This window comes from Shewanella sp. SG41-3 (assembly GCF_014164545.1).
Taxonomy (GTDB): Bacteria; Pseudomonadota; Gammaproteobacteria; order Enterobacterales; family Shewanellaceae; genus Shewanella; species Shewanella vesiculosa.
The window spans coordinates 189,365-202,606 of the sequence record NZ_JACJFJ010000006.1 but is presented as its reverse complement, the minus strand read 5'-3'; the positions used below and the strand labels follow the sequence as shown (position 1 = coordinate 202,606).

Here is a 13,242-nt window from a genome sequence, read left to right as displayed (position 1 = left end):
ATATCAACTTTTCATTAATTTGCGCCAAATAACCTATCGAGGCAAATTGAACATTACCGTCTATTTATTGTTGTGAAATTATAGTGTCTTGATATAGCAAACAATGTGTTAGCCTACATAATTATGCGGCAAACTCGATATGGCTCTTGTATTTTCGCTGCTAGTGTAGCTCAAACAAAATTGAATTGTAATGTCGTTATTTGCTCCCAAAAATACTACATTACATCAACAAGCTAGCTACATGAGTATATACTAAACTTGTGTTATTTTATCGATAAAATTGCTATAGGTTTATGATTTTAGTAATTTAATGTGAATAGTATCTGATTATTGAAGTTGTAATGGCTCATAGTAGGTTAAAAAATAGTCGTAATGAGCGTCCTGAATAAACAATGGTTTTTATTTTCCACCGCTCTGGTATGATCAGTGCAATAGTTTCGCCATTGTTTAGCAATAGGATATGAAGGCTGATGATCATCAATGCCAAAGGGCCAGCGAGTTTTGCCGAGAAATATATTGTTCGTTCCATTTGGGAAAATAAATTTCCACCCGGATCAATTTTACCTGCGGAACGTGAGCTCTCAGAACTTATCGGTGTCACTCGTACGACGTTAAGAGAAGTTCTGCAGCGTCTTGCACGAGATGGTTGGTTGAAAATTCAGCATGGTAAACCTACCCAAGTGAACAACTTTTGGGAAACCTCTAGTTTAAATATTTTAGAAACCATTGCTGATTTGAACCCTGATGGTTTTCCTTTACTCGTCGATCAACTCATGGCTGCTCGTGGTAACGTAAGCAACATTTATTTTCGTGCATCCATTCGCCACAATCCTGAAAAAGTGGTTGAAGTCTTGGCCGACATTCACAGTTTAGAAAATAACGCTGAAGCCTATGCTGCATTTGATTATAAGTTGCATCACACATTAGCATTTGCATCGGGTAACCCATTATATGTATTGATTTTAAATGGCTTTAAAGGCCTTTATAATCGTGTGGGTCGTTATTATTTTTCCAGCCAAGAAGCCCGTGAATTAACCCTAAGCTTTTATCTTAAGCTGGAAAAACTCGCCCAAGCTAAAAATTATATTGATGTACCAGCATTGATGCGAGCCAATGGTATTGAAAGTGGCAAAATGTGGCAAAAGCTGCGTGATGACCTGCCTGCTGAAATGGGCCATGATAATACTTAATTTACAGTGATGAGTTGAGCATTTATCGTTAAATGAGAATACCGATTTATTTACCTCGGATATTGAATTTCAATTTGAAAAGCCAATCAAGTCGATTGGCTTTTTTTATGCTGTCGCTTCAGGACAGCTTGATAATACCCTCACAATACCTACATCGTCTACTTGCTCTAAGCTGACATTGAAACCCCATAGCCGATGTAGATGCTTCAACATCTCTTGATGGTTATCTGCAAGTGGGATGCTGTCATAGGGGATGTAGCGTAAGGTAATAGAACGATCGCCATTCACTTGCACTTGTTGCACCTGAATATTGGGTTCTATATTGGATAAATTATATTGTTGTGACAGAGTGTTGCGGATATCTTGATAACCTTGTTCATCATGAATGGCTGAAATGGAAAGTTGGCTGCGTTTTTCATCGTCTAAAATAGCAAATAATTTAAAATCACGAATCACTTTTGGTGATAAATATTGGCTAATAAAACTCTCATCTTTAAAGTGCTTCATCGCAAAGTGAACCGTTTCAAGCCAATCGCTGCCGGCAATGTCGGGAAACCACTTTTTATCTTCATCGGTTGGTGTTTGGCAAATTCGTTTTATATCGACAAACATTGCAAAACCTAAGGCATAAGGGTTTATGCCATTATAGTAAGGGCTATTGTAGGCAGGTTGCGCAACCACAGCAGTATGATTTTGCAAAAACTCCATCATAAAACGGTCAGTGACTTTACCATTATCGTATAAATGATTGAGTATGGTGTAATGCCAAAATGTCGCCCAACCTTCATTCATCACTTGAGTTTGTTTTTGTGGATAAAAATATTGCGCCATTTTACGAACAATTCGGACTAATTCACGTTGCCATGAAGCCAGTAATGGGGCATTTTTTTCAATAAAATATAAAATGTTTTCTTGGGGCTCACTTGGGAAAATAGTACTTGTTTCTGGCGTTTCTTTTTGTGGTGATGTTGGCAGAGTTCGCCACAAGTCATTGACTTGGCTCTGTAAATAATCTTCACGTTGCTGCTGTTTTTCTTGCTCTTGCTTCAGTGACACTTCTGCTGGGCGTTTATAGCGGTCAACTCCGTAATTCATCAATGCATGACAAGAGTCGAGAATTAACTCAACTTGTTCAACCCCATAACGTAACTCACATTCGCGGATATAATTTTTAGCAAAGACTAAATAATCGATAATCGAGCTGGCATCGGTCCAAGTATCGAATAAATAGTTATTTTTAAAAAAACTATTATGACCATAACAAGCGTGCGCCATGACTAATGCTTGCATGGTAATGGTATTTTCTTCCATTAAATAGGCAATACATGGGTTTGAATTAATCACAATTTCGTATGCCAAGCCCATCTGGCCACGCTTATAGCCTTGCTCTGTTTGGATAAACCGCTTGCCAAATGACCAGTGGGTATAACCAATGGGCATACCAATGCCAGCATAGGCATCCATCATTTGTTCAGCAGTAATAATTTCAATTTGATTTGGGTAAGTTTCAAGTTTAAAAAATGTCGCTGCATTTTCAATTTCATGTTGATATTGTTGCAGTAAGTCAAATGTCCACTCGGGTCCATCATCTAATGGGCTACGTTTTATATTCACCATGATCACCCCCTACATAGCTTGTTTTTTAAAGAGTTCACGAAATACTGGGTATATGTCTTCTACGTGGGTAATATTCTGTACTGCAATGTTGTCAAATTGCTGTTGCAGTTTCTCATATTGGTGCCATAACGTCTGATGAGCGCGATGGGTTATTTCTATGTAACTAAAATAGCGAACCTTTGGCAAAATATGTTTTGCTAAAATGTCATAGCAGGCAGGCGAGTCATCGGCCCAATTATCACCGTCAGAGGCTTGAGCGGCATAAATATTCCATTCATTTTCTGGGTAGCGTGCTTGCTGTATTTCATGCATTAGCTTTAATGCACTTGATACGATAGTCCCGCCAGTTTCTTGTGAGTAAAAAAACTCATGTTCGTCGACTTCTTTAGCCTGTGTATGATGGCGAATATACACCACCTCAAGATTTTGATAACTGCGCGTCAGGAAGAGGTAAAGTAATATATAGAAACGCTTAGCCATATCTTTGGTTTCTTGATCCATTGATCCAGATACATCCATCAGACAAAACATTACCGCTTGGCTAGAAGGGATTTCACGTTTGGCATAGTTGTTAAAGCGCAAATCAAAAGTATCGATAAAAGGTACTTTTGCGATTTGCTGCTTGAGTAATAATATCTGTTCCTTTATGGCTAAAATTCTTTCTGCTTGAGCACCTGGCGTGTCCTCCAGCATGACAAGTTCGGCTTCCAATGCCTGTAGCGCTTTCTTTTTGCCACCGCTCATGGCAATTCGTCTCGCCAAAGATGAACGCAACGATCTGACAATATTAATGTTAGCGGGCACGCCATCATTGGTAAATCCCGCACGATAGGTTTGATATTCAACTAATTTATTTAGCTGATTTTTTTGTAAATTAGGCAGTTCGAGATCGTCGAACAGTAACTCTAGATATTCGTCTTTTGAGATAGTAAATACAAAATCATCATCACCGTCACCGCTATTTGATGCATCACCTTGCCCAGAACCGCCTTGGCCAGATTTAGGTCGTTGAACTTGGTCACCGCGATTAAATTGATCATTCCCAGGGTGTACTCTGTCCCTTCTGCCACCTTGCCCTTGTCTGAAAACCGGTTCACTAAGGTCTCGAGTCGGAATGCTAATCTGTTCACCTTTATCAATATCAGTAACACTGCGACGAGTGACTGCTTCTCCGACAGCTTTTTTGATTTGTTTTTTATAGCGCTCAATAAAACGCTGCCGATTGACGGTGCTTTTTCCTTTTGCATTGAGTCGTCTATCAATAAAATTTGCCATACGCCTCTCCCAAGTCTAATTCATGGCAAAGTCAGCAAGGGCTGACTCTGCCAACCTGGCGTTTTACGATGATTTGCGCACTCGTAAATACCATTCTGACAATAATCTGACTTGTTTTTTGGTGTAGCCTTTTTCCATCATACGATTAACAAAATCGTCATGCTTACGCTGATCGTCATTGGATGTTTTGCCGTTAAATGAAATCACTGGCAGTAAGTCCTCAGTGTTAGAAAACATTTTTTTCTCTATCACAACGCGTAATTTTTCATAACTGGTCCACAACGGATTATTGCCTTCATTGTTGGCGCGAGCTCGCAGAACAAAGTTAACAATCTCATTACGGAAGTCTTTTGGATTACTAATTCCAGCAGGTTTTTCTATTTTTTCCAGTTCTGCATTGAGTGCCCCACGATCGAACAGCTGTCCGGTTTCGGGATCTCGATATTCTTGATCTTGAATCCAAAAATCGGCATAAGTAACATAGCGGTCAAAAATATTTTGGCCGTATTCTGAATAGGACTCAAGGTAAGCGGTTTGTATTTCTTTACCAATAAATTCAACATACTTAGGGATTAAATAACCTTTAAGGAACTCTAAATATTTTTCACTTACTTCATTCGGAAATTGTTCTTGCTCAATTTGTTTTTCGAGTACATAAAATAAGTGCACTGGATTTGCGGCTATTTCTGCACTGTCAAAGTTAAACACTCTGGATAGAATTTTAAAGGCAAAGCGGGTGGATAGTCCTTGCATTCCTTCATCTACCCCAGCGTAGTCACGGTATTCTTGGTAGGACTTTGCTTTTGGGTCGGTATCTTTTAAGCTTTCACCGTTGTATACACGCATCTTGGAATAAATAGATGAGTTATCCGGTGCTTTTAAGCGAGAGAGCACACTAAATTGTGCCAAGGTTTCTAAGGTGCCTGGGGCACAAGATGCGTTTGATAATTCTGAATTGGCTAATAGTTTTTGGTAGATCGCCATTTCTTCAGAAACCCTCAAGCAGTAGGGCACTTTGACGATATAGACGCGATCTAAAAATGCTTCATTGTTTTTATTATTTCTAAACGTTGACCATTCTGATTCATTCGAATGGGCTAAAATAATGCCGTTGTAAGGTAATGCTGATAAGCCCTCGGTACTGTTGTAATTACCTTCCTGGGTTGCAGTCAATAATGGATGTAATACCTTAATCGGTGCCTTAAACATTTCGACAAATTCCATTAAGCCTTGGTTTGCTCTGCATAATGCACCTGAGTAGGCATAGGCATCAGCATCATCTTGTGAGAAATGCTCTAATTGACGAATATCGACTTTACCGACTAAAGCTGAAATATCTTGGTTGTTTTCATCACCGGGTTCTGTTTTAGCAATGCCGATTTGGTCTAGCACCGATGGATACACTTTTACTACTTTGAACTTTGAAATATCGCCACCGTATTGGTGTAAACGTTTTACTGCCCATGGAGACATGATTGTTTTGATATAACGACTGGGGATCTGGTATTCATTGTTCAGTAACTGACTGTCTTCTTCGGGATCAAACAAGCAAAAAGGATGGTCGTTAACCGGACTACGAACCCCATCAGCACTTAGTATGTAAATAGGCACATGCTGCATAAGTACCTTGAGTTTTTCGGCAATGGACGATTTACCGCCACCAACAGGACCGAGAAGATACAAAATTTGTTTTGATTCTTCTAAGCCTTGAGCAGAATGCTTTAAATAAGCCACAATCTGTTCAATCGCGTCTTCCATACCATAAAAGTCTTTGAATGCTGGATAGCTTGCAATAACACGATTAGAAAAAATACGGCTTAAGACAGGATTTTTTGCTGTGTCGATAATCTGCGGTTCACCAATGGCCATTAATAAGCGTTCGGCAGCAGATACATAGGCACTTTTGTCTTGTTTACAAATATCAAGAAATTGCTCCAAGGTATATTCTTCGTCGCGTTTTTGTTGATATCGTTGTTGATAATGCTCAAAAATACCCATAATAACCCCCTCAAAACATGCAGTAGTATTACGTAAAACGCCTCTGTGGCTAACGCCAATGGTTTAACTATATTACTGGACCAATTAGCGCAATATTAGGCTTTACGAGTAAAGTGTAGGACAGGGTAAATGACTTGGCGAAGTTTTAATGGAAAATAAATTAAATAAAAACAAAGACAAACAGTAGCATTTGCAATAGTTGCAAAAATAGAAGTGTGATGTGGGTCATGCTTTGTGGCAAGAAAAGATTTAAAAAAAGGAGCCAAAAGGCTCCTTTAGTTTTTTGCAGCTAATGAAGATTAAGCAGCAAAGTTCTTGTTAACAAATTCCCAGTTAACAAGTTGCCAGAAGTGCGCTAAATACTCTGGACGTGCGTTACGGTAATCAACGTAGTAAGCATGTTCCCATACGTCTACAGTTAATAAAATAGTCACTGATTCATCTGTTAACGGTGTAGCAGCATTACTGGTGTTAACAATGGCTAATGAACCGTCAGCTTTTTTAACTAACCAAGTCCAAGCACTACCGAAGTTGTTGACTGCAGAATCGGTAAATTTAGCTTTGAATTCTTCAAAAGAACCAAAAGATGCATTGATAGCAGCAGCGATATCGCCAGTTGCTTCGCCGCCAGCGTTAGGCGCTAAACAGTTCCAGTAAAAAGTGTGGTTCCAAACTTGAGCGGCGTTGTTGAACATACCACCAGTTGAAGTTTTAACAACTTCTTCTAGCGTTTTGTTAGCAAATTCAGTTCCTTCAACTAAACCGTTTAGTTTTACCACGTAAGTGTTGTGATGCTTACCATAATGGAACTCAATGGTTTCTTGAGAAATGTGTGGTTCAAGTGCGTTCTTTGCATAAGGTAAAGCTGGTAGTTCGAAAGCCATTAGTATCTCTCCATGGATTCAGGTTATCGTTTTGTTTACCAATCAGGTAACATTGCTCTACTTCTATTGTACTGATTATTTTTGTGATGTGAATCATTGTTTGGGAATTATCTGGATTGCTGTAGCTATTTAATGGATTTTAGATAAACCCTACAAACTGTGGCATTTTGTTCTTTGTCTAGGTGTCGTACAATAGTCGTTATGTGTTCATTCGTCGTACTTAGGAAATCCAATGGAAACTGTAGAAAAGATTAAACAGCAAATTAGCGAAAACCCAATTATTGTGTACATGAAAGGTTCACCTAAGCTACCAAGCTGTGGATTTTCATCTCAAGTTGCTCAAGTGATGATCAATTGTGGTGAACAATTTGCCTTCGTAGATATTTTACAGCACCCAGATATTCGTGCTGAACTACCAAAATTTGCTAACTGGCCAACATTCCCACAGCTATGGGTTGAAGGCGAGTTGATTGGTGGTTGTGACATCATCACTGAAATGTTCCAAAAAGGTGAACTTCAGCCAATCATTAAAGCGACTGCTGATAAATTCCGCACCGAAGACGCTGCAGAGTAATGAGTATTGATTGAGTGTTTAATGCACTGATTAAAAAGCCCCAATCGCAATTTGCGATTGGGGCTTTTTTATAGCGCCTTACTGATTAAGCAGGTTCTATGTTAAAGAGGTTATGCCTCAGTTGGTGGCTTTTTTATCGCTGGTAAAATCAAGTTCATCAAAATAGCCACAATCCCGCATAAGCTGATACCGGTTAAACTAAATGAGCCAATGCCAAATGCCATGCCACCAATACCGAACACTAACGTTACCCCAACAATACTGAGATTACGGGGTTCAGACAAATCGACTTGATGACGAATTAGGGTGTTTAATCCCACTGCGGCAATTGAGCCAAAGAGTAGGCACATTATGCCACCCATGACGGGAACGGGAATTGTTTGCATCATGGCGCCCAGTTTGCCAACAAAAGCTAAGGTAATTGCGGTAATCGCTGTCCACGTCATAATGCGAGGGTCAAAACTTTTAGTGAGTGTCACCGCGCCAGTTACCTCACTGTATGTGGTGTTAGGTGGACCACCCAATGCTGCTGCAGCAATCGTGGCAATACCGTCACCAGTCAGGGTGCGATGTAAGCCAGGCTTTTTAAAATAATCTTTACCTGTCACATTTGAAATAGCCAAAATATCACCAATGTGTTCAACGGCAGGCGCAATGGCCACTGGGATCATAAATAAAATAGCTTGCCAGTTAAACTCTGGGGCAACAAAGTTTGGCATAGCTAACCAAGCGGCTTCACTTACGGGCGTAAAATCAACAACACCAAAGGCTAAGCTAGTGCCATAGCCGACTAAAATACCGGCCAGAATAGGCATTAAACGAACTAATCCTTTAGCAAAAATCGCCACGATTATTGTAGTCGTTAAGGCTGAAAGAGAAATTATTAGGGCAATATTGGGCTCAACGATGACTAAGCTACCATCACCACTTTTACCTAATGCCATATTGACAGCGACTGGCGCTAAGCCTAAACCGATGATCATAATTACTGGGCCGACAACCACAGGGGGTAACAGGGTATGAATAAATCCTGTGCCGCGCAGTTTTACCGTTAGCCCAAGTAGCATGTAAACTGCGCCAGCTGCCATTAAACCACCCATGGTGGCTGGAATACCCCATGTTTGTACGCCATATAAAATGGGGGCGATAAAGGCAAAGGAAGAAGCGAGAAATACAGGAACTTGGCGTTTAGTGACTAATTGAAACAGAAGGGTACCGAAACCGGCTGTAAATAAGGCGACACTGGTATCTAAACCCGTCAATAACGGCATTAGTACAAGCGCACCAAAAGCGACAAATAACATTTGTGCGCCCTGTAGCGGAATTAACACGCGTTTCATATTGTTCTCCATCAGTATTTAGAAAGTTAGCGTGTGCTCAAACGGCGCGAATTGTCACATAAAAGCTATCATATGCATAACAACTTTGAGGACGCTGTAGCGATTAATGTTATTTGATATGGCTACAATATAGGGTCAATTTGGCAGTAGTAAAAAAGAGTTTTCGTTATCCATTACTCGATAGAATTTTATTATGATATAATTTGTTCACTTATATTTGCTGCGTTTATGTTATCTGATGCTGAAAAAACTAATTAATCTCATTGTGTTACCGATAATTGCATTAACCTCTATTGCGACTGTGTATGCTGCTGAAGTCGGCAAGTTAGATGAAGCCGATATTGCGGTGAGTTCACGTGCAAATGATGTAAAAGATAATGCGCTAAAAGAGGCATTAGCTGCTGTTTTCTTGAAAAATTCTGGTTTACCTAGTGTGGTGCTTCACCCCCTAGTTAAAGCTCAAATTAATGCCCCTGAGGTCATTTTGACTCAATATGGTTATTATGAGTCAAATGGTGAGTTGATGCTCAAAGCCAGTTTTGACCATCAGCGGGTGATTTCAACATTACGCGAAGCCGGTTTACCTGTTTGGGGGAGCCAGCGGCCATTAACCTTGTTGTGGATATCCGTTGATGAAAATAATCAGCAAACTATTTTAGCTGATGATTCGGCCACAGATATACGTACTGATTTAGCCCAAGAGTCTAATAATAAAGGCATTCCATTATTGTTGCCTATTATGGATTTAGATGATGTTATGCAAGTGAGCATTACTGATGTGCGTGGTATGTTTACCGATGTATTAGCCAAAGCATCAACCCGTTACCAAGCTGATTACTTTGCTGTTGCCAATATTGATACCCAAGGCAGCAACCTACATTACAGCATTAAGTTATTCGATAAAAACAGAACTAATGGTGTGTTGGTGGCTTTAATTTCTCAACAAGGTGATGCCACCGATTATCAACAAGCTACCAAAAGTATGATGAGTATTCTGGCGGATTATTATATTAGTCAATATGCTATTGCTTCTACAGGCGGTGACCTTACAACACAAGTCAGATTTACCGGATTAAATAATATGACTCAAGTGGTGAATGTTGAACGTTACCTTCGTCAGCTTAGTGCCGTTAAGTCGATAACATTAAGCCAGTTTAAGGGCGATTCTGCCACTTATACTATTGACTTGTTTAGTAATTTAGATGATTTGCAGCGGTTGCTTAATATTGATAGCCGCTTATCACAATTAGATACTGTGGGCAGTGTCGATTCATTTTATGAGTCAACTACTGACAAAACTAAACCTAAGTTGATTTATCAATGGTTGGGTCAATAAGTATGATCAATCGGTGCGCTATACTGTTTTATCGTATAGCGTGAAATGCTGTATCTGAGGCATCTTTATGTTGAGGCTTATTGCCTATATTCGCATAATGGACTCACTTAGGTATAATGATGTTAGTTCGTTTATGATTTTGAGACCTATCTGAGTGACACAAAACTCACCAAGACAATTATCTTTACCCGTTTATTTACCTGACGATGAAACTTTTCAGAGTTATTACCCCGCTTCGGGTAATGACGAGTTGATCCAAAAACTTCAAGCCAGTGCTGAGGGATCCTTGGCTTCTTCTTTATATCTTTATGGTCCCGAAAAGTCAGGCCGAACACATTTAATGCATGCTGCTTGCGCTCATGCTAACGACTTAGACCGCCGTACTTTGTATATCCCACTTGGCATTCACGCAAGTATTTCTCCGGCCTTGTTTGAGGGCCTAGAATCGCTTGACTTGATTTGTATTGACGATGTTGAAGCGATAGCGGGCCACCCTGTATGGGAAGAAGCCATTTTTCATTTGTATAATCGTATTGCAGAGCAACAAGATTGTCGTTTGATTGTGAGCGGTAAAGCTTCACCTTCAGAAACGGGTTTTTTACTGCCCGATTTGGTTTCTCGAATGCAGTGGGGACTCATATATCAACTGCAACCTATGGCTGATGATGAAAAACTGCTTGCATTACAACGCCGTGCGGCAATGCGTGGCTTGCAGTTATCTGATGAAGTAGGGCGTTTTTTACTCACTCGTATGGCTCGTGATTTACGCACCTTGTTTGATGTGCTCGATAAACTCGATAAAGCCTCTATGGTACATCAGCGAAAACTGACTATTCCATTTATAAAAGAGATGCTTAGACTATAATTCCTTATAAAAAATTATCGTTGTCAGTCTATCCTATTAGATAATAAAAACGCCAAATGAATTCATTTGGCGTTTTTGTTTAGTGAGTTAATGACTTATTGCTGCAGATGATCATTGCCACTAAATTGTAATGGTCTAGAGTCAACAGCATTTTGTTCAGCTTGAGATGAGACTTTCTGTGATGATTTTGATGGATCAGTTGTTAGCACTAAATTTTGTGCCCAACTCAGACCGTTAACTAACGCCACAGGTGCAGGCAAACCATCCATCACTTGTGTTACCCCTATTGCAGGTAACATTTGGCTCACAACATAGCTGGCACGATCATATAACTCAGGTTGGCCGATACGGCCGCGCTGACCCCATTCAACCACAATGGTTGAACTTGTGGCAACTTCTGGTTTGTCAGTAATCGCGATATCACGCAAAATACCATATCGATGGCTCATCATCACTTCTTCAAATAGCATCGCTGCATCTTCTCGTGTTGATGAATAAGCATAGTCATCGTTGGCAAGATCGTTGGCAAAAAATTGTGCGACGTCACTTGGTGTATAAGCTTTTTGGGTATTATTTGCTGACTCGCCAGAGTAATTAACGTTTGCAAGACCATACATCTCAGTACTGGTTAATGGGTAGCGGATGTTGAGTTGATCAGAGGTCATCGCATTAGCCTCATAACGACGTTGATATTCTTCTTTTAAGGTTGGACCTTGAATATTGGCATGTATGCTTTGTGGGTAATAATCATTTGCATGAGCAAGTTCGTGATATAAGAGCCTGGCTAGATTAGAAGACATATTCTCCATGGTACGGTTAGTACGATTGCCTATTTCTATATATTGACCAGCATAATCGTTGTTTTTGACATAACGATATGGCGAGAGATAATTAAGCTCTTCACCAAAGTTGCTACGATAATCAGGCGTTTCATTAATCGTATCTCGCTGTGCTGAAGTTAGCCACAGGTATTCAGGGTCTAAATATATTGCTCCTATATAACCAGCATAAAAGGCCGGTCTAATATCGTAACTGATGACGATAGCAGTCACTGATTGCAGCAATTCTACAAAATCATTGTGAGTTTGTGCACGTAAATAGGCTTCAAAGTTTGCTGCCATCCAGTCGTGTGAAACGAGGACTCTGTCCATAATAGTATCAATCGGGTCTGGATTAGTATCTTGGCTAATGAAGGGCAGCACATTAACAATATTGCATGGCTCAACGAATTGATTCGAGTAAACACAAGAGGCCAGTTGGTTAGCATAAGGTGAGTCATGCTTGTAAGCGTGCGTTCGTGCAACGGGGTAACTGAAGTAGGCGTCCGCTGGGGCCGCTTTTTCTTTGGTTACGAGTAAATTGACGTCATCACTTATCGTTTGGCCATCAAATGAGGCCGTGGCTTTAAGACTGAAGAGTTGATCGGTATCGACGTTTGGAGCAACAAACAGTGGCCTAGTAATGTCACTTAAATCCACGTTAGTAAAGGCTTTATTATTATCACTAGGATACATGCACCAGCTAATATTTTCAGGTACTTGGCCGTTAATATTCTGTATACGTAAACTCGCATCAGTTCTATTGACCATTTGATGATCGCTGTTAATACGTAAAATATTGTCAGCTGAATCGGCAGTAATGGATACCGTTTCTTCTATACTGATGTTATCGCCAGAGACAGTCACCTTAAAAGCGTAATCTTGGTTACTTGTCGGTGTGAATGCTAAAACTTGGCTATTGACTGCTGTTAGTTCAAGGCTTGGTCCTGAAATCTGCTGCCAAAAAAATGTTTTACCAATACTGTCTTGTTGATTGAGATTGGCAATAATGCTACCGGGTTTGTCTTTGGCATAACGGTGTTCAACAATAAAAGTCAGTTGAGAGTTTGTGTCGGCAATAGAGTAAGTGATATTTTCACTGCAAATTTCGAAAGCGGATGAGGTTGGCGTACCTTGATCGTTATTGTTTGAATCTCCTCCGCATGCGCTAACTAACATGGCACAGGCTAAAAGGCTGTAGGGCCCTAATTTTTGCGATAACGGCATTAAACCACTCCATGATTATTTTGTTGTTATTAAAAAACATACTATGCAACATCTTGTTAACGGATAAATGTAGCATGCTGTCTTGTTTAAATGCAATCAACAAAAAAGCGCCCGAAAG

At 40.0% G+C, this 13,242-nt stretch carries 10 protein-coding genes; 4 read left to right on the top strand and 6 right to left on the bottom strand.

Annotation, left to right across the window (positions count from 1 at the left end; translation table 11 throughout):
• Positions 1-470: 470 nt before the first annotated feature.
• The gene (gene fadR, locus H5164_RS13550) at positions 471-1,190 is read left to right on the top strand and encodes a fatty acid metabolism transcriptional regulator FadR (protein ID WP_124015906.1); all 720 of its coding nucleotides are present in this window, start codon (positions 471-473) and stop codon (positions 1,188-1,190) included.
• Between the two features lie 105 nt (positions 1,191-1,295).
• Here the strand turns inward: fadR and H5164_RS13545 are convergent, their stop codons facing one another.
• The 4 genes from H5164_RS13545 to sodB all read right to left on the bottom strand — a co-directional run bounded on the left by H5164_RS13545 (position 1,296) and on the right by sodB (position 6,964).
• Positions 1,296-2,807: a SpoVR family protein gene (locus H5164_RS13545; RefSeq protein WP_182722783.1), complete on the bottom strand. Its 1,512-nt coding sequence runs from the start codon at positions 2,805-2,807 to the stop codon at positions 1,296-1,298.
• A gap of 9 nt (positions 2,808-2,816) precedes the next feature.
• Positions 2,817-4,082 carry a YeaH/YhbH family protein gene (locus H5164_RS13540; protein ID WP_182697164.1) on the bottom strand — a complete coding sequence of 422 codons (1,266 nt, stop codon included), beginning with the start codon at positions 4,080-4,082 and terminating at the stop codon, positions 2,817-2,819.
• A 63-nt stretch (positions 4,083-4,145) separates the two neighbouring features.
• The gene (locus tag H5164_RS13535; RefSeq protein WP_124015909.1) at positions 4,146-6,080 is read right to left on the bottom strand and encodes a PrkA family serine protein kinase; all 1,935 of its coding nucleotides are present in this window, start codon (positions 6,078-6,080) and stop codon (positions 4,146-4,148) included.
• A gap of 299 nt (positions 6,081-6,379) precedes the next feature.
• Entirely contained in the window at positions 6,380-6,964 is a 585-nt protein-coding gene (gene sodB / locus H5164_RS13530; protein WP_124015910.1) for a superoxide dismutase [Fe], read from the bottom strand.
• A 232-nt stretch (positions 6,965-7,196) separates the two neighbouring features.
• Here sodB and grxD point away from each other — a divergent pair, with 232 nt between their 5' ends.
• Positions 7,197-7,538 carry a Grx4 family monothiol glutaredoxin gene (grxD, locus tag H5164_RS13525; protein WP_011637214.1) on the top strand — a complete coding sequence of 114 codons (342 nt, stop codon included), beginning with the start codon at positions 7,197-7,199 and terminating at the stop codon, positions 7,536-7,538.
• Positions 7,539-7,648: 110 nt separating this feature from the next.
• Here grxD and H5164_RS13520 read toward each other — a convergent pair whose 3' ends face one another.
• Positions 7,649-8,878: a uracil-xanthine permease family protein gene (locus H5164_RS13520; protein ID WP_124015911.1), complete on the bottom strand. Its 1,230-nt coding sequence runs from the start codon at positions 8,876-8,878 to the stop codon at positions 7,649-7,651.
• Between the two features lie 238 nt (positions 8,879-9,116).
• Between H5164_RS13520 and H5164_RS13515 the strand changes: the two genes are divergently transcribed.
• Entirely contained in the window at positions 9,117-10,214 is a 1,098-nt protein-coding gene (locus H5164_RS13515; protein ID WP_182756659.1) for a DUF2066 domain-containing protein, read from the top strand.
• 154 nt (positions 10,215-10,368) lie between these two features.
• The gene (gene hda, locus H5164_RS13510) at positions 10,369-11,079 is read left to right on the top strand and encodes a DnaA inactivator Hda (protein WP_124015913.1); all 711 of its coding nucleotides are present in this window, start codon (positions 10,369-10,371) and stop codon (positions 11,077-11,079) included.
• A gap of 95 nt (positions 11,080-11,174) precedes the next feature.
• Here the strand turns inward: hda and H5164_RS13505 are convergent, their stop codons facing one another.
• Positions 11,175-13,124 (bottom strand): hypothetical protein, encoded by a 1,950-nt coding sequence (locus H5164_RS13505; protein WP_182756658.1) that lies wholly within the window; start codon positions 13,122-13,124, stop codon positions 11,175-11,177.
• Between the last annotated feature and the right edge of the window lie 118 nt (positions 13,125-13,242).